The sequence below is a fragment of the Sphingobium olei genome (genome assembly GCF_042678845.1).
Lineage (GTDB): Bacteria > Pseudomonadota > Alphaproteobacteria > Sphingomonadales > Sphingomonadaceae > Sphingobium > Sphingobium olei.
The window spans coordinates 73953-92591 of the sequence record NZ_JBHTLS010000132.1 but is presented as its reverse complement, the minus strand read 5'-3'; the positions used below and the strand labels follow the sequence as shown (position 1 = coordinate 92591).

At 64.6% G+C, this 18639-nt stretch carries 20 protein-coding genes and 1 pseudogene; 20 read left to right on the top strand and 1 reads right to left on the bottom strand.

Features of this window, described 5'->3' with window-relative positions:
* The first annotated feature begins 3 nt into the window (after positions 1 to 3).
* The 3 genes from bufA2 (at position 4) to ACFQ24_RS16285 (ending at position 1940) form a co-directional block, all read left to right on the top strand.
* Positions 4 to 273, top strand: a complete 270-nt coding sequence (bufA2, locus tag ACFQ24_RS16295; protein WP_380913105.1) for a BufA2 family periplasmic bufferin-type metallophore — start codon at positions 4 to 6, stop codon at positions 271 to 273.
* Positions 274 to 336: 63 nt separating this feature from the next.
* Positions 337 to 1167, top strand: a complete 831-nt coding sequence (gene bufB, locus ACFQ24_RS16290) for an MNIO family bufferin maturase (protein ID WP_380913103.1) — start codon at positions 337 to 339, stop codon at positions 1165 to 1167.
* The gene (locus ACFQ24_RS16285; RefSeq protein WP_380913101.1) at positions 1164 to 1940 is read left to right on the top strand and encodes an HvfC/BufC N-terminal domain-containing protein; all 777 of its coding nucleotides are present in this window, start codon (positions 1164 to 1166) and stop codon (positions 1938 to 1940) included. Before bufB ends, ACFQ24_RS16285 begins: the two co-directional genes overlap by 4 nt.
* 204 nt (positions 1941 to 2144) lie before the next feature.
* On the opposite strand, the gene ACFQ24_RS16280 is transcribed toward ACFQ24_RS16285, so the two are convergent.
* The gene (locus ACFQ24_RS16280; protein WP_380913099.1) at positions 2145 to 3056 is read right to left on the bottom strand and encodes a LysR family transcriptional regulator; all 912 of its coding nucleotides are present in this window, start codon (positions 3054 to 3056) and stop codon (positions 2145 to 2147) included.
* 96 nt (positions 3057 to 3152) lie between these two features.
* Here ACFQ24_RS16280 and ACFQ24_RS16275 point away from each other — a divergent pair, with 96 nt between their 5' ends.
* The 17 genes and pseudogenes from ACFQ24_RS16275 (at position 3153) to uraH (ending at position 18639) form a co-directional block, all read left to right on the top strand.
* Entirely contained in the window at positions 3153 to 3482 is a 330-nt protein-coding gene (locus tag ACFQ24_RS16275; RefSeq protein WP_380913097.1) for a nuclear transport factor 2 family protein, read from the top strand.
* Positions 3479 to 4267, top strand: coding sequence for an SDR family oxidoreductase (locus ACFQ24_RS16270; RefSeq protein ID WP_380913095.1), 789 nt, complete (start codon positions 3479 to 3481; stop codon positions 4265 to 4267). The genes ACFQ24_RS16275 and ACFQ24_RS16270 overlap by 4 nt, the downstream gene beginning before the upstream one ends.
* Before the next feature lie 165 nt (positions 4268 to 4432).
* A pseudogene (locus ACFQ24_RS16265) lies at positions 4433 to 4842 on the top strand (NAD-dependent epimerase/dehydratase family protein); the annotation flags it as partial.
* Between the two features lie 257 nt (positions 4843 to 5099).
* Positions 5100 to 6161: an adenosine deaminase gene (gene add, locus ACFQ24_RS16260; protein WP_380913281.1), complete on the top strand. Its 1062-nt coding sequence runs from the start codon at positions 5100 to 5102 to the stop codon at positions 6159 to 6161.
* Between the two features lie 159 nt (positions 6162 to 6320).
* Positions 6321 to 7301, top strand: coding sequence for a bile acid:sodium symporter family protein (locus ACFQ24_RS16255; RefSeq protein WP_380913093.1), 981 nt, complete (start codon positions 6321 to 6323; stop codon positions 7299 to 7301).
* 1 nt (position 7302) lies between these two features.
* Entirely contained in the window at positions 7303 to 7470 is a 168-nt protein-coding gene (locus ACFQ24_RS16250) for an AtzG-like protein (RefSeq protein ID WP_380913091.1), read from the top strand.
* Complete coding sequence (locus tag ACFQ24_RS16245) at positions 7467 to 8807, top strand: AtzE family amidohydrolase (protein ID WP_380913089.1); 1341 nt, start codon at positions 7467 to 7469, stop codon at positions 8805 to 8807. The genes ACFQ24_RS16250 and ACFQ24_RS16245 overlap by 4 nt, the downstream gene beginning before the upstream one ends.
* Complete coding sequence (locus ACFQ24_RS16240) at positions 8804 to 10174, top strand: NCS2 family permease (protein WP_380913087.1); 1371 nt, start codon at positions 8804 to 8806, stop codon at positions 10172 to 10174. The genes ACFQ24_RS16245 and ACFQ24_RS16240 overlap by 4 nt, the downstream gene beginning before the upstream one ends.
* Positions 10171 to 11097 (top strand): 5'-methylthioadenosine/S-adenosylhomocysteine nucleosidase, encoded by a 927-nt coding sequence (locus ACFQ24_RS16235; protein ID WP_380913085.1) that lies wholly within the window; start codon positions 10171 to 10173, stop codon positions 11095 to 11097. Before ACFQ24_RS16240 ends, ACFQ24_RS16235 begins: the two co-directional genes overlap by 4 nt.
* Complete coding sequence (locus tag ACFQ24_RS16230) at positions 11097 to 12680, top strand: gamma-glutamyltransferase family protein (RefSeq protein ID WP_380913083.1); 1584 nt, start codon at positions 11097 to 11099, stop codon at positions 12678 to 12680. Before ACFQ24_RS16235 ends, ACFQ24_RS16230 begins: the two co-directional genes overlap by 1 nt.
* The gene (locus ACFQ24_RS16225; protein WP_380913081.1) at positions 12674 to 13984 is read left to right on the top strand and encodes a Zn-dependent hydrolase; all 1311 of its coding nucleotides are present in this window, start codon (positions 12674 to 12676) and stop codon (positions 13982 to 13984) included. The genes ACFQ24_RS16230 and ACFQ24_RS16225 overlap by 7 nt, the downstream gene beginning before the upstream one ends.
* The gene (locus ACFQ24_RS16220) at positions 13971 to 15209 is read left to right on the top strand and encodes a pyridoxal-phosphate-dependent aminotransferase family protein (RefSeq protein ID WP_380913079.1); all 1239 of its coding nucleotides are present in this window, start codon (positions 13971 to 13973) and stop codon (positions 15207 to 15209) included. The genes ACFQ24_RS16225 and ACFQ24_RS16220 overlap by 14 nt, the downstream gene beginning before the upstream one ends.
* Positions 15206 to 16075, top strand: coding sequence for an allantoinase PuuE (puuE, locus tag ACFQ24_RS16215; protein ID WP_380913077.1), 870 nt, complete (start codon positions 15206 to 15208; stop codon positions 16073 to 16075). The genes ACFQ24_RS16220 and puuE overlap by 4 nt, the downstream gene beginning before the upstream one ends.
* On the top strand, positions 16072 to 16452 hold the full coding sequence (gene hpxZ / locus ACFQ24_RS16210; RefSeq protein WP_380913075.1) for an oxalurate catabolism protein HpxZ: 381 nt from the start codon (positions 16072 to 16074) through the stop codon (positions 16450 to 16452). Before puuE ends, hpxZ begins: the two co-directional genes overlap by 4 nt.
* Positions 16449 to 16898 (top strand): 2-oxo-4-hydroxy-4-carboxy-5-ureidoimidazoline decarboxylase, encoded by a 450-nt coding sequence (uraD, locus tag ACFQ24_RS16205; RefSeq protein ID WP_380913073.1) that lies wholly within the window; start codon positions 16449 to 16451, stop codon positions 16896 to 16898. Before hpxZ ends, uraD begins: the two co-directional genes overlap by 4 nt.
* A complete protein-coding gene (locus ACFQ24_RS16200) occupies positions 16895 to 18310 on the top strand; it encodes an FAD/NAD(P)-binding protein (protein WP_380913071.1) in 1416 nt (471 codons plus the stop codon). Before uraD ends, ACFQ24_RS16200 begins: the two co-directional genes overlap by 4 nt.
* Positions 18307 to 18639 carry a hydroxyisourate hydrolase gene (gene uraH, locus ACFQ24_RS16195; protein WP_380913069.1) on the top strand — a complete coding sequence of 111 codons (333 nt, stop codon included), beginning with the start codon at positions 18307 to 18309 and terminating at the stop codon, positions 18637 to 18639. The genes ACFQ24_RS16200 and uraH overlap by 4 nt, the downstream gene beginning before the upstream one ends.

Genomic DNA, 18639 nt, shown 5'->3' with positions numbered 1-18639 from the left:
ATCATGCGCACCCTCAACACCGGCATCGGCATTGCCGCCTCCGCCGCCTCCATTGCCATCGCCGCGGCTGCCGCTGCCCCCGCCGTGGCGAAGGACAGCGCCGATACGAAGGTCGTGCGCTGCTACGGCATCAACAGCTGCAAGGGCACGTCCGACTGCAAGACGGCCAGCAACGAATGCAAGGGACAGAATGTCTGCAAGGGGCATGGCTTCAAGGCCATGACCGTCAAGGCCTGCAAGGCTGCCGGCGGTAGCCTGACCGAACCCAAATAATTCTCTCGAAGCCCGGCGCTGATGAGGGCGCCGGGCTGCCCTCCGCAGCAAGGAGCGCCCCTCATGATCCCCTCGTTCGCCGGCTTCGGCCTTGGCCTGCGTGCGCCGCACTATGCCGATTTTCTCGATGGTCTGGTGGCAGTCGATTTTCTGGAGGTGATCTCCGAAAATTTCATGATCGATGGCGGTCGGCCGCGACGGATATTGCGCCAGATCCGCGAGCGCTACCCGGTCGCGCTCCACGGCGTATCGATGTCGATCGGCTCCGCAGATGGCGTGGATCGCTTTTACCTCGACCGGCTCCGCGCGCTCGTCGATGAGATTGAACCGCTGTTCGTTTCCGATCATCTGAGCTGGTCGCGGATCGAGGGGTTCAATTCGCACGATCTGCTGCCCTTGCCCTATACCTGGGAGGCGCTCGACACCGTCTGCACCAATATAGAAAGGGCGCAGGATGCGCTGGGCCGAGCGATGTTGGTCGAAAATCCCTCCACCTATCTCGACTTCATGTCGGCCGACATGACCGAATGGGAATTCCTGAACTTGGTGTGCGCGCGGACAGGCTGCGGGATATTGCTCGACGTGAACAACGTCTTCGTCAGCGCCAGCAATCACGGTTTCGACCCCATCGCCTATCTTGACGGCATCCCGCGCGGCCATGTGCGCCAAATCCACCTAGCCGGCCATAGCCAGGGCGAACATCTGCTGATCGATACGCATGATCGGCCGGTCCCCCCTTCGGTGTGGAGCCTCTACGCCCATATCCTTCCGCGCCTCGGCCCGGTTGCGACGATGATCGAGCGTGACGACCACATACCGCCGCTCGGCGACTTGCTGGTCGAACTTGACACCGCACGGCGGATCGCCGCCGGCAGGATGGAGGCGGCGGCATGAGCCTGCTCGCCCTTCAGCGCGACATGCGCGCCTGGCTCGTGCATGCCGACATGGCCGCCGCAACGCGTATCCAGCCGTCGGCCGAGCCGGGCTTCGCCGTCTATCAGAATAACTACCGCTCCCAACTCGTCGCCTGTCTGGAAAGCAGCTTTGCACGCACCCGTGCCTGGATCGGCGAGGACAGGTTCCTTCAGGCGGCCGTACATCATATCGACGATGTGCCGCCCAGCAGCTGGACGCTCGACGCCTATGCGCATGACTTTCCGGTGACCCTTGCGCGGCTTTATCCCGACGACGAGGAAATCCCGGAAATTGCCTGCCTGGAGCTTGGGCTGGAAGAACTGTTCGTATCGGCAGACAGCCCGGCAGTCCGCATCGACCGGTTGAACGACGTCGAATGGGACCGCGCCGTACTGACGTTTCAGAGGTCGATCGATCTTGTCGCTCTGAAGACGAACGCCTTTGTCATTTGGTCCGCATTGGGCGCTGGGGAAGAACCGCCCGCGTCCCGATATCTGAATACGCCCGAGACGGCCCTGCTATGGCGTCAGGACGAACAATGCCGCATCAGGATCATCGACGCCTCCGAATTATGCGCCTTGTTGGACGTCCGGAGCGGGATGGCTTTCGGGCAGGTTTGTCGAAACATCATGCGAAGGTTCGGTGAAGAGCATGGCGTAGCGCTGATCGGTCAGTGGCTGGCGCTGTGGCTATCCACCGGCATGATTGCCGCGATAGACGACCAGGAACTACAGTGCTTGGCTCGTTCGTGATCGCTGCGCAATTGATATTCTTGAGAGCATGACGCCGGCGTCGCGATGCAGTCCGGCGCTTAATGTTGCCACGGCTAGCTGAAGATCGCCGTAGCGCAGCCGAGGAAGTCACTGGTTCAACTGAGAATTGATCGGGGCTCGCCAACCGTTGCATCGTCGCTTGGCGTTATGTTGCGGCGCGCTGCGCGAACCGCGCCAGCAGGCTCAAGGCTGCACGAGCCGTCCTGCGGCGAAGTCGCGCGCGAGCGCGACAAAGGCTTGGAAGGCGGCGGAGGAATTGCGGCGATTGGGATAATAGAGGCACAGCGGCGCCAGCGGCGGCGTCCAGTCTTCGAGGATGCGCACGAGCCGACCCGCCGCAATGTCTTCGCGGATGTCAGTCTCCATGAAATAGCCGATCCCCACGCCTCTCGTCACCGCGATCCGGGCCAGGGAGGCTTCGTCGAGAGTGATCGGGCCTTCGACATCGAGCTGCAATTCTTCACCACCCTTCTCGAACCGCCATCGGAACAATGCGCCGTTGGGGAGCCGCACACGGACGCAAGGATAAGTGAGCAACTCCTGCGGCACCTGGGGGACGACCCTCCTTTCAAAAAAGGCGGGCGATGCGGCGACCGCCATGCGGCGCATCTGACCCAGCGGTATCGTGATTGCGTCGCTGGGCACCAGATCCGCGCTGCGCACCCCCAAATCGAAGCCCGCTGCCACGACATCGACAAGCCGCCCCTCGGTGACAAGGTCAATATGAACTTGCGGATAACGCTGCAGATAGGTCAGGACCAGAGGCGCCATGATCTCGCGCGCCGCCGTTGCGAAGGCATTGATGCGCAAGGTGCCAGACGGCGTCTCCTGCTGCGAGCGAGCCGTATTCATCGCTTTCTGGATATCCTCCAGCGCGGATTTGATCTGCGCGACGAAAATCCGCCCCGCATGGGTAAGCGAGACGCTGCGGGTGGTACGATTAAACAAGCGCACCGCAAGCTCCCGCTCGAGCTTGCCCACCGCATTGCTGATGGCCGTCGTCGACATGCCGAGATCGAGCGCCGCCGCTCGAAACGAGCCGCACCGCACGATGGCGAGAACGGCCTCAAGCTCGATCAGAGAATGGCGAGTCATTGTTCTGATTTCCGTGACACCCTATGCCGATTTGTCTCGATTATCAGGCGAGAAGTCTATCGTTAAATATGACTCATCACCGTTGAGGAGATGAACATGTCAATGAACCTACCCAAGCCGATCGCCGACTATGTCGAGGCAAATGCCCGTCTCGATATCGAGGGCATGGTAAAGCCCTTCCTGCACGACGCCGTCTTCATTGACAACGGCAAGCATTTCGAAGGACAGGCCGCAATCCGCCAACTGTTCGAGGAAGAAGTGATGCCCGTTAAGGCGATCTTCGTGCCCGATACCGTTCGGGAAGAAGATGGCGAAGTCATCGTCGAAGGTCCGGCGCATGGCGACTTCCCGGGCAGCCCGCTTCGTTTCACCTATCGCTTCACGCTGGTGCAGGGTGCCATCAAGACGCTGGAGACCACGGTATGAGCATCAAGGCCGATCCGACCGAGTTCGCCGGCAAGCGCGTACTCGTCAGCGGTGGCACCAAGGGTCTGGGCCGTGCCACCGTCGAGCGCTTCCTGGCCGGCGGAGCCCGTGTCGTCACCGCTGCGCGCGCGATCCGGGATCCGATAAAGGGCGTCGACTATGTTCAGGCGGACCTGACCACTGCGGAAGGCGGCGAAGCGCTGGCCAAGGCCGCGATCAAGCAGCTAGGCGGCATCGACATCCTTGCCCATGTTGTCGGTGGTTCGGAAATGCCGCCCGGCGGTTTCGTTGCGCTAACAGACGAGATCTGGCTTTCGGAACTGAACCTCAACCTTCTGGCGACGGTCCGCCTTGATCGCCTTCTGATCCCGCAGATGATCGAGCGCGGCAATGGTGCAGTGGTGCACGTCACCTCGACCCAGTCAAAGCTGCCGCTGCCACAGTCGACCACCGCCTATGCCGCCGCCAAGGGGGCGCTGAGAACCTACAGCAAATCCATTTCCAAGGAGCTGGGGCCGAAGGGGGTCCGGGTCAACATCGTCTGTCCCGGCTGGATCATGACCGAGGGTGCCGACGACCTCGTGAAGAATGTGCAGACTGCCAATGGCGGCACGTTCGAGGAAGCGCGGCAGGCGGTCATGGCGTGGATCGGTGGAATCCCGATCGGACGCGCGGCTGCGCCGTCCGAGGTCGCCGACCTTATCGCCTACTTGGCCTCGGACCGCGCCGCCGCCATCCATGGCGCCGAGTTCGTCATCGACGGCGGCACCGTTCCGACCGTCTGAAGCCCTGGCCCACATTCGCTTTCTCTAAAGGGAGGGCGAATGTCGGCGTCCGGATGATTGCAGTCGATGGACGCTGCCATCCAGCACCATCGCAGGCGCGTCAGGATAGAATATCTCTCCGTCTATCTTGAGTAAGATCAGGACTCATTGACCTGGACGAGAATGCACGCCCATCCTTCGGGCGAGAATTTGAAGGCCAACGAATTCCTCCATAGGCGGCTGACGGCCCAAGATGCCGCTGCAGCCCATCTTGCCGCGCTCGACGCACGCCCGACATCGGGTTCGACACGTTCATCATCTCTGCGCCCACGCCGTTCGCGCGAGAGGATGTTCACAAGCTGAAACGCGATGCCGCAGACGTCATCCGGGCGAAGTTCCCGGACGCCGCTGATCTCTACGCCGCACGCGGATGGACCCTGCCCACCAGCATCGGGCGCGTCTATGATGCCGGCCATGCCGAGCGGCAGCTTGGTTTTCGTTGCTCGACCAGTTTTTCCGACATTCTTGCAGCGTTGCGCGAAGGCACCGAAATGCCGTTCTCCCATGACCCCAGCTACATCTCACCCAAGGAATAAGGCCCGCATCTGAGCCGATGGGCAAATGGCAGCCATGTAAGGTTTTCGAGCCAAACCAGAGCAGCCTGGCTCCGTGAACGCGGGCCAAGACGTCGGCTGCCCCGCCCTAAAAAGATCAATGGCTTGTTGCAGAAAGCCCGTTTGACGCTGCCGGGTGTGTCGCGGACAAGCTGGTCGGCGATCGGCAGGCAAAGGGGGGTATTTCCATGCACATCCATCGGCGGGCTTTGATGGCGAGCATGGCCGCGCTGGTCGCAATGCCCCGCCAAGCGAGGGCTGCTGCGGCGGCGACCGATCCTCAACTGGCGCGCTTTATCGCTGCCATGCCCAAGACGGAATATCATGTGCATCTTGAGGGCACGCTGGAAGCGGACATGAAGTTCGTGCTGGCGCACCGCAACGGCCTGAAGCTGCCGTTCGCAGATGTGGCCGCGATGAAGGCCAGCTATAAGTTCAACGATCTGCCCAGTTTTCTTGCCATCTACTATGACGGGATGAAAGTCCTGCTCAAGGAGCAGGACTTCTACGACCTTGCCTGTGCCTATCTGACCAAGGCGGCGTCGCAGAACATTGTTTATACTGAAATGTTCTTCGACCCTCAGGAACATCTGAAGCGCGGTGTGCCCATGGCAGCGGTAATCGGCGGGATCACGCGGGCCCGCCACGATGCGCAAGCCGCGCTGGGTATCCGGTCACAACTCATCCTTTGCTTCGTGCGCGATCTTTCGGCGGAAAGCGCGATGGCCGCATTGGATGCGGCCCTGCCGTTCAAGGAGCATCTGGTCGGGGTGGGGCTGGATTCGGACGAAAAAGGCAACCCGCCGGAAAAATTCCGAGCCCATTTTGCCAAGGCTCGGGCGAATGGCCTGCATGTGACGGCCCATTGCGATGTGGATCAGGTCGATACGTTGCGTAATATCCGCACGGCGCTGCTCGACCTGAAGGTGGATCGTATCGATCACGGCGGCAACATCGTGCAATCGCCGGAACTGGTAGCCATAGCGCGTGAGCGAGGCATCTATTTCACGGTCTGCCCGACCTTTTCGGGCACCTTGCGGGCAGCGATGCAACAGCCGGTCGATGTGGTGCGAGCCATGTTGGACGCAGGGCTGAAGCTTACGATCTCGTCCGATGACCCTGCTTATATGGGCAGTGAATATCTGAATGATGTTCTGATCCGCGCGGCCGATCGGAGCCAGCTGACCCGCGCCGAAATCACCATGATTGCTCGCAATGGATTCGAAGCCGCGTGGCTGCCGGCGGCCGACAAGTCCGCCATGATCGCGCGGCTGGAGAATTATGTGCGCCCTGCTGCTTGAAAGCCGGCGCACATCCTCGGCTGCCGCAATCTGCACCGAAGCGGAACCCCGCCCTTTCCGACACGGCCCTACTTAACGGTGCCAGCGCTATTTTTTGCAACGATCCGTGCCGATCATTGCGTTGGATAGAGAGGGGCAAAACGGGCATCAGGATCATACATGCGCGTCATCCGCTTTATTCCGTCCATCGACCCGTTTCTGCTGTTTCTGATCGCGACGGTAGCGACGGCGTCCTTCTTGCCTGTCCGGGGTGGCGCGGCTGCGTGGGTCGGGCTGATCGCCGATCTGGCGATTGCACTCCTTTTTTTCCTGCATGGCGCAAAGCTGTCCCGCGATGCGATAATGCAGGGCATCGGCAATTGGCGGCTGCATCTGCTGGTGTTTGCGTCCACTTATATGCTGTTTCCCGCGATCGGCCTGGCCGTCAGCGGTCTTTCGGGCCGCTGGATCGATCCGCTGCTACTGTCGGGCCTGCTTTTTCTGACGCTGCTGCCGTCCACCGTGCAGTCTTCGATCGCTTTTACCGCGATCGCCGGTGGCAATGTCGCGGCGGCGGTGTGCAGCGCCTCGCTCTCCAACCTGATCGGCATCGTGCTGACGCCGCTGCTCGTCAGTCAGTTGATGACCGCTAGCGGCAGCGGCGTACAGATGAGCTGGCATTCGGTGGAAGCACTTCTGTTGCAGTTGCTGCTGCCCTTCGTCGCAGGGCATCTGCTGCGGCCGATGATCGGCGGCTTCGTGGCGCGCAAAAAGGCGATCCTGCAGATCGTCGACCGTGGATCGATCCTGCTGGTCGTCTATTCCGCCTTCAGCGCGGCGGTCGTGAATGGCATCTGGCTGATCTTAGGGTGGGGCGATATGACGGCGCTGCTGATACTGAGCGCGATCATCCTGGCGATCGTCATGGTGGCCAATCTGCTGACCGCGCGATTGCTCAAATTGCCGCGCGAGGACGCGATCGTGCTGCTCTTCTGCGGATCCAAGAAAAGTCTGGTCTCGGGCGTGCCGATGGCGGGCGCCTTGTTCGCGCCGGCAAGTGTCGGCATGATCGTGCTGCCACTGATGATCTTCCACCAGTTGCAGCTGTTCGTCTGCGCCGCGCTCGCCGCGCGCTACCGCCGCCAGATGGAGGCCGGCTGACATGGAGGAACCCCGCATCCCGCTGACCGAGGACGAAGTGCTGGCCGCCGCGGCGATGCTCGACCTGCCGATCCTTGCGGCCTGTATGCCGGGCGTTCTGGCCAATCTCGCGCTGCTCGACCGTCACGCGCGTACGCTGCTGGCGCAAGGGGGCACGGAATGCGAATGACATCTGCCACCGCGATAGCCGATGCGGTGCGGGCCGGCGCGGTAACGGCCGTTTCGGTTCTGGAAGATTGCCTGGCGGGGCTGGAACGAGAGGGTGGAAGGCTGATCGCCGTCACCCGCCTGCTGGCTGATCGGGCGCGTCGGGAAGCGGAGGCCGTGGACGCCATCGTCGCGGCGGGGGGCGATCCGGGGCCGCTGGCCGGCGTGCCCTACGGCGTCAAGGACTTGTTCGATGTCGACGGTCTGCCGACCACAGCCGGGTCCAGCCTCTATGCCGATGCGCCGCTCGCGACCGCCGACGCCGAGGCGATCGTGAAGCTGCGGGCGGCCGGCGCAGTGCTGGTCGCGACGCTAAACATGGATGAGTTCGCCTATGGTTTCGCGACGATCAACGCGCACCATGGCACGACGCGCAATCCCCATGATCCGGATCGGCTGGCGGGCGGATCTTCGGGGGGATCGGCGGCGGTGGTCGCCGCTCAATTGCTCCCCTTCTCGCTCGGCTCCGACACGAACGGATCGGTTCGGGTGCCCGCCAGCCTGACCGGCATCTATGGCCTGAAACCGACCCATGGCGGGCTGCCGATGGGCGGCGTCTTCCCCTTCGCCGACAGTTTCGACGATGTCGGACCCTTCACCTCGTCGATCCGGGACATGCAATGCGTGTGGAGCGTTCTGACGGGCAAGAACCCTTCCCCCCGCACGGGCGCGCTCCGCGTCGCGCGGCTGGGCGGCCGCTTCCGCGACAATGCCGATCCCGACCAGATCAAGGCGATAGACGCGATCGCGCCCAACGCGCCGCTGGTCAAACTGCCCGATATCGGCGCTGCCCGATCGGCGGCGTTTCTGATTACCGCGGCGGAGGGCGGCGCGTTGCACCGCGCGGCGCTGGGACGCGATCCTATGGCGTTCGATCCTGCGACCCGCGACCGCCTGCTCGCCGGCGCGCTATTGCCGCCGGAACTCTATGGGAAGGCGCAGGATTTCAAGACGGGCTACCGCCGGCGGATCAATGCGCTGATTGCTGACCATGACGTGCTGCTCGCGCCGGCTACGCCGTGTGTCGCACCGTCGATCGCCGATCCGCGCGTCCTGATCGACGGCACCTGGTCGCCGGCCCGCGCGGACCTCGGCATCCACAGCCAACCGATCAGCTTTACGGGCCTGCCGTCGCTCTGCGTTCCGCTCAGCCGACCGGATAAGTTGCCGATCGGCATACAGCTTATCGGCAAGGTGAGCGAAGAAGCCACTTTATTCCGCTTCGCCGCGATGCTGGAAGAAGAGGGGCGGATCGGCGTAACATCGCCGGCGGGATTGTTTCAGGGGGATATGTTATGACCGAAGCCGTTTCGCCGGATCCGGCGGCCACAGCGCCGCCGCCGCCCAACCGCCTGGACCGCTATTTCGCCCTGACCGAGCGCGGCACCACCCCCCGCACCGAGATATTGGCGGGCATCACCACCTTCCTGACCATGGCCTATATCGTGCTGGTCAACCCGTCGATCCTGAGCGCGGCGGGGATGCCGGTCGCTTCGGTCGCGGCGGCGACCTGCTTCGCCGCCGCCTTCGCCTCCATCCTGATGGGCATGGTCGCTAACACGCCGCTGGCGCTGGCGCCGGGCATGGGCCTCAACGCCTATTTCGCCTTCACCGTCGTCGGCCAAATGGGTGTGCCCTGGCCGGTGGCGCTGGGATGCGTTTTCATTTCCGGCGTCGCCTTCCTGATCCTGACGCTGACCGGGGTGCGGCAGATGATCGTCGCAGTGATCCCACCCTACCTGTTCGCGGCGGTGGCGGGGGGCATCGGCCTGTTCATCGGTTTCATCGGCCTCAAAAATGCCGGCATCGTCGCCGCCAGTCCGGCGACCATCGTGGCGTTGGGAGACCTCAAGGCGCCAGGCGCGGCCCTCGCGCTGCTGGGCCTCGCGATGATTGGCGCGCTCAGCGTCTGGAATGTGCGTGGCGCCATGCTGTTCGGGATTGTCGGCACGACCATCATCGGGTGGTTGACGGGGCAAGTGACGGTCAAGCCCGAACCCTATGACCTGTCCGCGCTGACCGGCACGGCGTTCAAGCTGGATCTGCCTGGCGTGTTCGGGCTGACCGGGTCGCACGGCATCGGCCTTATCGAAATCCTGTTCGTGTTCCTGTTCGTCGACCTGTTCGACAATATCGGCACGCTGGTCGCCGTTACGAAGCGCGCGGGGCTGATGGACGCGGCGGGCCGCATTCCAGGCCTCAACCGCATCCTGATGACCGACGCGGTCGCGACGATGGTGGGATCGATCGCGGGCACCAGTACCGTCACCTCCTATGTAGAGAGCGCGGCGGGCGTGCAGGCCGGCGGGCGCACGGGCCTGACCGCCGTGGTCACCGGCATACTGTTCCTGGCGACGATGTTCGTCGCGCCCTATGCGCAGATCGTGCCACTGGCGGCAACCGCCCCTGCGCTGATCATCGTCGGTGGGCTGATGCTGCTGCCGCTGACGGAAATCGAATGGGAAGACCCGATGGCGGCGATCCCTGCCTTCCTCACGGTGGCAATGATTCCGCTGACCTTCTCCATCGCCAACGGTCTCGCCTTCGGCATCACCGCCCATGCGGCGCTGAAACTGATCCGGGGCCGCGCGACGCGGACCGACTGGTTCCTGTTCCTGCTCGCCGGGCTGTTCGTCGTGCGCTTCGTCTGGATGTCCGCTGCATGATCCGTTTTCTTGCCTTTGCGCTGCTCTCATTGTTCGCAGCGCCCGCGCTCGCCCAGAAGCTGGACGAGACGCCGCGCACGGTCGTGATGACCGCTTATCGGCCGGAATGGAATGCGCTGGTCGCCCATGTCGAGCAGCCGTGCGAGCACAAGATCAACGGCATGACGCTGCTGACCGGCACTATGTCGGGCAAGCCCGTCATCCTGATGATGAGCGGCGTGTCGATCGTGAACGCGGCGATGAACAGCCAGATCGTCATTGATCGTTTCGCGGTGAAGCGCATCGTCTTTTCCGGCATCGCCGGCGGCGTCGATCCGGCGCTGTCGATCGGGGACGTAATCGTGGCGGACAGCTGGGGCCAATATCTGGAAGCGAGCTTCGCCCGGCGCACCAAGGCCGGCTATGTCCCGCCGGAAAATGCGGGGCCGGACGCGCCCGCCAACTGGAACTTCATCTTTCCGCGTGGGACCACCGTCAGCAATGACACAACGCCGGCAAAGCGCTTCTTCCGCTTCGCCGTCGATCCCGCGTTGCTGGACATCGCCCGGAAAGTCGTGCCCGACGTCCAACTGGAGCGCTGCGTCCCCCATCATCCCGAAGCACTGCCCGGCTCCGCGCTTTGCCTGCCGAAGTCGCCGAAGATCGTTGTCGGCGGCACCGGCGTATCGGCCGGCATCTTCGCCGACAATGCGACCTTCCGCCAATATCTGCACAAGGCGTGGGGCGCGCGCCTGCTGGACATGGAGAGCGCGGCGGTGGCACAGGTCGCCTATGCCAATCGCGTGCCGGCGATCTTCTTCCGCAGCCTCTCGGACCTCGCCGGCGGCGATGCCACCAAGAATATGGAGGATACGTTCGAGCACCTGGCCTCCGTGAATAGCGCGCACGTCGTGCGCGCCTATGTCGCGGCCTTGCCAGACTGATGACGATGCAGACCATTTCCGGCCGGCACGGCATGACGACCGCGCCCCACCACCTGGCCGCAAGCGCCGGGTGCGACGTGCTGCGCGACGGCGGCAACGCGGTGGAGGCCTGCGTGGCGATGGCCGCGACGCTGGCCGTCGTCTATCCGCATATGACGGGAATAGGTGGCGATGGATTCTGGCTGATCGCCGAACCGGACGGGCGCGTCCACGGCATCCATGGCTGCGGCGGCGCAGCGATGAAAGCGGACATCTCGCTCTATGCCGGGACGGACGCGGTGCCGACGCGCGGCCCGCTGGCGGCGAATACCGTGGCGGGGACCATTTCCGGTTGGGAAGCCGCACTGGCCGGCAGTAGCGGGACGATGCCGCTCGACCGCCTGCTGCGCGACGCGATCAGCCATGCTCGGGCGGGCGTGGCAGTGACAAAGGGCGGCGCAGCCATCGCGGCGGCCAAGGGCGGCGAGTTGCGCGTCCAGCCGGGCGGCTATGGCGCGATCTTTGAACCGGAGGGCCGCCCTCTGGCGGAAGGCGACATTCTAAAGCAGCCCGTTCTTGCCGACACGCTGGAGTGTTTGGCTGCGGATGGGCTCGCGGGATTCTACACAGGCGCTCTCGCCGCAGACATCGCCGCCGATCTTGAAGCGCTGGGCAGCCCCGTTTCCGCCGCCGATCTTGCTGCGCATGAGGCCACCCACCCGGCCCCGCTCCATGTTCCAATCAGCGGCGCGACCCTCTACAACAGTGCACCACCCACACAGGGCTTCGCTTCGCTGCTCATCCTTGCGCTGTTCGACCGGCTACGGGCCGGGAGAGCCGACGGCTTCGATCATGTCCATGGTCTGGTCGAGGCGACCAAGCAGGCCTTCCTGCTGCGCGACGTCCATGTCGGCGACCCCGCTTTCCACGATTATGACTATCAGGGGCTACTGGACGACCGCCAAGCGCTCGACCATCTGGCTACGCAGATCGACCCGGCGCAGGCGCTGCCATGGCCGCAGCCGCCGCAATGGGGCGACACCTGCTGGTTCTCGGCGGCGGACAGCCACGGCCGCGTCGTCAGCTGCATCCAGTCCACCTATTTCGAGTTCGGCTCCGGCGTGGTGCTGCCCAGGACCGGCATCACCTGGCAGAACAGGGGTTCCAGCTTTCGCCTTGCGCCGGGCAGGTGGAACGCACTCAAGCCCGGCCGCAAGCCCTTCCACACGCTCAACCCCGCGCTAGCGCGGTTCGATGACGGCCGCGTCATGGCCTATGGCACGATGGGCGGCGAGGGCCAGCCGCAGACGCAGGCGGCGCTCTTTAGCCGCTACGCCCGTTTCGGCGTCGATTTGCAGCAGGCGATAAGCGCGCCGCGCTGGCTGCTTGGCCGCACCTGGGGCGAGGAAAGCACGACGCTGAAGCTGGAAGACGGGTTCGATGACCAGCTTTATGCCGACCTCGCCAGCGCCGGACATGATGTCGAGCGGGCTGGGCCGCTGACCGCCACCATGGGCCATGCCGGCGCTATCGTGCGGCATCCCGACGGCACGCTGGACGGCGCGAGCGATCCGCGCAGCGACGGCGGGGTGGCGACATGGTGAGCGGGGGCAGGCGAGCTGTGGCGCGGTGCGACGCGCTGGGCGTCGCGCCCTATAGCGACATGGAGGGCGGGCTGTTCCGCGCCTATCTGACGCCTGCCTATGCGGCGGCGCAGAGTGCGCTTGCCGGCTGGATGGAGGAAGCGGGCATGAGCGTCCGGCTGGATCCGGCCGCCAATCTCATCGGGCGATACGAGGGCATGGTTGCCGATGCCCCGGCGCTTATGATCGGCAGCCATCTGGACAGCGTCAAGGATGGCGGGCGCTATGATGGACCGCTCGGCATAATGCTGGGCGTGGAAGCGGTGGATGCGCTGAACCGCGAGGGAAAGCGGATGCCCTTCCCGATCGAAGTGATCGCTTTCGGAGACGAAGAGGGATCGCGCTTCCCCGCCGCGATGCTGACCAGCCGCGCAGTGGCGGGCGTGCTGGATCTGGGGGCGTTGGAGGTCGTGGATGGAGAGGGCGTCACGTTACAGGATGCCATCGCTCACTTCCGTCACCCCAGGCTCGACCCAGGATCCCGCTTTTCCACGGCCGCAGGACTAGGCAGCGGAACCCCGGATCAAGTCCGGGGTGACGACTATCTGACGGCAAAGCACCCCACTGCCCTCGCCTATCTCGAAGCCCATATCGAGCAAGGCCCGGTCCTTGAGGCCAAAGGCCTCGCCGTCGGCACCGTCACCGGAATTGCCGCGCAGTTGCGCTACCAAGCGGTCGTCACCGGCCAGGCGAACCATGCCGGCACCACCACTATGCCACTACGCCGCGATGCGCTGACAGGCGCGGCGGAAATGGTGCTGGCGATCGAGACGATCGCGAGGGGCGACGCCTCCGATCTCGTCGCGACGGCCGGCCGTATCGAGGTGCTGCCCGGTGCGCCGAACGTCATCCCCGGCGAAGCGCGCTTTACGATCGACATCCGCTCCGGCGACCCCGACCGCCGCGATCGGGCGGCGGGGCAGATCATTGCCGCCCTCGAGGCGATCGCGCTCGCGCGCGGGCTGACGCTCACGGTCGATCTTATACACGATCTGCCGGCCAGTCCCTGCGCGCCAGATCTCATGGATAGGATAGACGCCGCGATCGCCATCGTAGGCCAGCCGCCCTTCCGGCTCGTCTCCGGCGCCGGGCATGACGCGATGGTCATGGCCGCGCTCTGCCCGACCGCGATGCTGTTCATCCGGTGCAGGGACGGCGTCAGCCACAACCCCGCCGAGCATGTCGATCCCGCCGACGCGGAAATCGCGCTACAGGTGATGCTGGGCTTCATCGATCGACTGGGAGATTCCGTTGCTGCCGCTTGACCCCACCTTATTCGGCGAGATCGATCCGCCCCAGCGCCTGCTGATGGGGCCTGGCCCGGTCAATGCGCATCCGCGCGTGCTACGCGCCATGTCGGCCGACCTTCTGGGCCAGTTCGACCCCGAAATGACCGACTATATGAACCAGGTCATGGCTTTATACCGCCCGATCTTCGGGACCGACAATCGGTGGACCATGCTGATCGACGGCACCGCGCGGGCGGCGATAGAGGCGTCGCTCGTCAGTCTCGTGACCGCCGGCGATACCGTGCTGGTGGTCAATTTCGGCCGCTTCGGCCTGCTGCTCCAGGAGATATTGGCGCGCATCGGCGCGGTCGTTGTAACGGTCGATGCGCCGTGGGGCGAAACGGTCCCGCTCGACGCCATCGCCGCCGCAATTGACCGTGTCGGCCCGAAGATCGTCGCCACCGTGCATGGCGACACTTCGACGACGATGGCGCAGCCGCTCGATGGCCTGGGCGACCTTGCGCACGCGGCCGGCGCGCTGCTCTACGTCGATGCGACTGCGACCATCGGCGGCATGGAAATGGCGAGCGACCGCTGGGGCGCGGATATCGTTACCGGCGGCCTCCAGAAATGTCTCGGCGGACCGTCCGGCTCAGCGCCGATCACCATCTCGGACCGCGCTGCCGACCATATCTTCGCGCGCCGCCATGTCGAAGCCGGCATAAAGGCGGCGGGCACGACCGACGGCGCGGGGCCGCGCATCGGGTCCAACTATTTCGATCTCGCCATGATCATGGATTATTGGAGCGAAAAGCGCCTCAACCATCATACCGAGGCGACATCGATGCTTTACGCCGCGCGGGAATGCGCCAGGATCATGCTGGGGGAAGGACTGGAGGCGCGCTATGCTCGCCATGCGCGCGCGGGCCGCGCCGTGACGGCGGGGCTGCGCGCCATGGGGCTGACCGTCTTTGGCGATGACGCCTATCGCATGACCAATGTGACCGGGGTCTACATCCCCGCAGGCGTAGACGGCGAACGCATCCGCACGATGATGCGCGAGGCGTTCGAGATCGAGATCGGCACGGCCTTCGGCCCGCTTGCCGGCAAGATCTGGCGGATCGGCGCGATGGGCTACAATGCCGCCCGGCATAAGGTGCTGATCACGCTCGGCGCGCTAGAAGCCTGCCTGCGCCGCGAGGGGCATGGCCTGCCGGCGGGCGCGGCCGTGGACGCGGCGATGGAGGCGTGGGAAGGATGAGCCGCGATCTCATCGGTTATGGCGCTTCCCCGCCCGATCCGCGTTGGCCCGGCGGCGCGCGGATCGCGGTGCAGTTCGTCATCAATTATGAGGAGGGGGCGGAAAATTCGGTCCTCAACGGCGACGCGCGATCGGAAGCCTTCCTGTCGGAAATGGTCGGCGCGGCCAGCCACCCGGATCGGGCGATGGCGATGGAAAGCCTCTACGAATATGGCAGCCGCACCGGCTTTTGGCGGCTGCACCGGATTTTCATCGAACGGGGACTGCCGGTGACGGTCTTCGGCGTGGCGAGCGCGATGGCAATGAACCGGCAAGCGGTCGAGGCGATGCTCAGGGCCGACTGGGAGATCGCAAGCCACGGGTATCGATGGATCGACTATCAGTATGTGCCCGAAGATGTCGAGCGCGAGCATATTACGCAGGCGATCGCGCTCCATGAAGAACTCACCGGCGCTCGCCCGCTCGGCTGGTATCAGGGGCGCACGTCGCCCAATACCGCGCGGCTTGTGCGGGAAGAAGGCGGCTTCCTCTACGACGCGGACAGCTATGCCGACGATCTGCCCTATTATGCAGAGGGCCAGTTGATCGTGCCCTACACGCTCGACGCCAACGACATGAAGATCGTGGCCTATAACGGCTTCACCGAGGGTGAGCAGTTCTTCCGTTACCTGCGAGACACGTTCGACCAGTTGCGCGAGGAGGGCGGTCGCATGATGTCGGTCGGCCTGCATGGCCGCATCGCCGGGCGGCCGGGCCGCGCCCGAGCCCTCGCCCGTTTTCTCGATCATGTAATTGCCAGCGGCGATGCCTGGGTCACGCGCCGCATCGACATCGCCCGCCACTGGATGGAGGTCCACCCCGCATGAAAATTGATGATCCCGTCCTGCTGGCGGAAGTCACCGCCGCCTTCATGGAATATGAGCGCGCGCTGATGGAGGATGATATCCCGGCGATGGACGCGCTGTTCCACGACGCCCCCACCACCAACCGCTATGGCGTCGGCGAGGTGCTGTATGGCATCGAGGAGATACGCGAGTTCCGCAAAGGCCGCGGCGGGTCGCCGCAGCGCCGTCTGGGGAAGGTCGCCATCACCGTCTATGGCGATAGCTTCGCCACCGCCGACGCGGAATTTTTCCGCGAGAATAGCGATCGGCGCGGCCGCCAGACGCAGAGCTGGGTCAAGTTCGCTGATGGGTGGAAAGTCGTGTCCGCCCATGTGTCCCTGGAAGGGAGCACGCATTGACGGCCTTGTTCGAACATAGTCCCTGGGTCGAGGCGCGCGCCGACGCACTGCCGTCATCCGGCGACCGCCATGCCGATCTGATGGCGGTCATGCACGCGGCTACGCCCGACGAGCAGCTGGCGCTGATCCGCGCGCATCCCGAACTGGCGGGCAAGGCCGCGATCGACCGGACCCTGACCGACGCGTCAGCCGCCGAGCAGGCTTCCGCCGGGCTGGACCGGCTTACGCCCGAGGAGTTTGCGCGCTTCCACGACCTCAACACCGCCTATCGCGGCCGCTTCGGCTTCCCCTTCATCATCTGCGTGCGCCTGACCGACAAGGCGGGAATATTGGCGGCGATGGAAACTCGCCTGTCCCACGATCGCGATACCGAAATCGCGACCGCGCTGGCGCAGATCGGCGAGATCGTCAGGCTCAGGCTCAAGGACAGGGAGGTGCAGCAATGACCGGCCTTGCCAGGCTCGAAGCGGAGCTTGCCCGCCAGCTCTTGCTCATCGGCTTTGGCGGCGCGGACTGGACGCGGCCGCGCGTCCGTGGCGACGGCCATGTTTTCGATGTCGTCATCGTCGGCGGCGGCCAGAGCGGCCTAGCGGCAGCCTTCGGTCTGCTGCGTGAGCGCGTATCCAACATCCTGATCATCGACGAAAGCCCGGCGGGTTATGAAGGCCCTTGGGACACCTATGCGCGAATGATCACGCTGCGCACGCCCAAGGAACTCAACCCGATCGATTTCGGCATCCCCGCCCTCACCTACCGCGCCTGGTGGGAGGCGCAGCATGGGGCTGCCGCCTGGGACGCGGTGGACAAGATCGCGCGCGGGGACTGGATGGACTATCTGCGCTGGTATCGGCGGGTGTTGGGCCTGCCGGTCCGCAACGACACACGCCTGACCGCGATCGAGCCGATCGGAAACGGGCTTCACAGGTTGCATGTCGAAGGGCAGGCTGCGCTGCTCGCGCGCAAGGTGGTGCTGGCGACCGGCATCCAGGGCGGGGGCGAATGGCATACGCCCGCCATGGTCAAGGATGCGCTGCCCCGGCACCTCTATGCCCATACCAGCGAGCCGGTCGATTATGCCGCCATGGCCGGCAAAAGCATCGGCATCCTGGGCGGCGGCGCATCTGCATTCGACAATGCCAATGCCGCGCTGACGCTCGGCGTCGCGCAAGCGCATGTCTTCATCCGACGGAAAGTCCTACCGCGCATCAATCCGATCCGCTTCATGGAGCGGGTCGGCTTCACCGGCCGCTATCCGGCGCTGTCGGACGCGGAAAAATATGCGGTGATGGCGAGCTTCCTCGGCCATAACCAACCGCCGACCAACGACACGTTCGAGCGCGCCGCGCGCTGGCCCGGCTTCGACCTGCATCTGGGGTCGCCCTGGACGGCGGTCGAGCATGTGGATGGCAAGGTGCGGGTAAAGACGCCGACCGCTACGCACGACTTCGATTTCGTGCTGCTTTCGACCGGCCTGATCAGCGATCCCGGCCTGCGCCCGGAGCTTGCGAACCTATCCCCCTATATCGCCCGCTGGGCCGATCGCTTCACCCCGACGAGCAACGCCAACGCGCTGATCGACGCCCATCCCTATCTCGGCCCCGGCTTCGAGCTGCTGCCGCGCACGCCCGGAGGCGAAGCGCTGCTGCACGGCCTGTTTGCTTTCAACTATTCTGCGCTCATCAGCCTTGGCCTGTCCGCCTCGGCGCTTTCGGGGCTTCAGACCGCCTTGCCGCGCTTGGTGCGCGGGGTCACCGACCAGCTTTTCCTCGACGACCGGGACATGCTGGTCGCCGACCTCCTCGCCTATGAGGAGGCCGAATTCGTGGGCGAATGGCCGCGCGGGGAGGCGGTGGAATGAGCAGTCTGTCCACCCATGTTCTCGACACGGCGCATGGTTGCCCGGCGGCGGGCATCGCCCTGCAGCTGTTCGACAAGGACGGCGCACTCCTGTTCAGCGGCGTGACCGATGCCGACGGCCGTTGCCCCGGCCTGCCTGCGCTAAGTCCCGGCCGCTACCGGCTCGGTTTCGGGGTAGCCGACTATTTCCGGGCACGCGGCGTCAGCCTGCCCGATCCGCCTTTCCTCGACATCGTGACGATCGATTTCGGCATCGCCGATGCGGACGGCCATTATCATGTGCCGCTGCTGGTTTCGCCTTTCGCCTACTCGACCTACCGGGGGAGCTAA

Coding starts and splice junctions, on each gene's coding strand:
- ACFQ24_RS16280 (WP_380913099.1), bottom strand. CDS start 3,056: ATGACTCGCCATTCTCTGATCGAGCTTGAGGCCGTTCTCGCCATCGTG.
- ACFQ24_RS16245 (WP_380913089.1), top strand. CDS start 7,467: ATGACATCTGCCACCGCGATAGCCGATGCGGTGCGGGCCGGCGCGGTA.
- ACFQ24_RS16240 (WP_380913087.1), top strand. CDS start 8,804: ATGACCGAAGCCGTTTCGCCGGATCCGGCGGCCACAGCGCCGCCGCCG.
- ACFQ24_RS16255 (WP_380913093.1), top strand. CDS start 6,321: ATGCGCGTCATCCGCTTTATTCCGTCCATCGACCCGTTTCTGCTGTTT.
- bufA2 (WP_380913105.1), top strand. CDS start 4: ATGCGCACCCTCAACACCGGCATCGGCATTGCCGCCTCCGCCGCCTCC.
- puuE (WP_380913077.1), top strand. CDS start 15,206: ATGAGCCGCGATCTCATCGGTTATGGCGCTTCCCCGCCCGATCCGCGT.
- ACFQ24_RS16250 (WP_380913091.1), top strand. CDS start 7,303: ATGGAGGAACCCCGCATCCCGCTGACCGAGGACGAAGTGCTGGCCGCC.
- ACFQ24_RS16225 (WP_380913081.1), top strand. CDS start 12,674: ATGGTGAGCGGGGGCAGGCGAGCTGTGGCGCGGTGCGACGCGCTGGGC.
- ACFQ24_RS16275 (WP_380913097.1), top strand. CDS start 3,153: ATGTCAATGAACCTACCCAAGCCGATCGCCGACTATGTCGAGGCAAAT.
- hpxZ (WP_380913075.1), top strand. CDS start 16,072: ATGAAAATTGATGATCCCGTCCTGCTGGCGGAAGTCACCGCCGCCTTC.
- ACFQ24_RS16235 (WP_380913085.1), top strand. CDS start 10,171: ATGATCCGTTTTCTTGCCTTTGCGCTGCTCTCATTGTTCGCAGCGCCC.
- bufB (WP_380913103.1), top strand. CDS start 337: ATGATCCCCTCGTTCGCCGGCTTCGGCCTTGGCCTGCGTGCGCCGCAC.
- ACFQ24_RS16270 (WP_380913095.1), top strand. CDS start 3,479: ATGAGCATCAAGGCCGATCCGACCGAGTTCGCCGGCAAGCGCGTACTC.
- uraH (WP_380913069.1), top strand. CDS start 18,307: ATGAGCAGTCTGTCCACCCATGTTCTCGACACGGCGCATGGTTGCCCG.
- ACFQ24_RS16285 (WP_380913101.1), top strand. CDS start 1,164: ATGAGCCTGCTCGCCCTTCAGCGCGACATGCGCGCCTGGCTCGTGCAT.
- ACFQ24_RS16200 (WP_380913071.1), top strand. CDS start 16,895: ATGACCGGCCTTGCCAGGCTCGAAGCGGAGCTTGCCCGCCAGCTCTTG.
- add (WP_380913281.1), top strand. CDS start 5,100: ATGCCCCGCCAAGCGAGGGCTGCTGCGGCGGCGACCGATCCTCAACTG.
- ACFQ24_RS16230 (WP_380913083.1), top strand. CDS start 11,097: ATGACGATGCAGACCATTTCCGGCCGGCACGGCATGACGACCGCGCCC.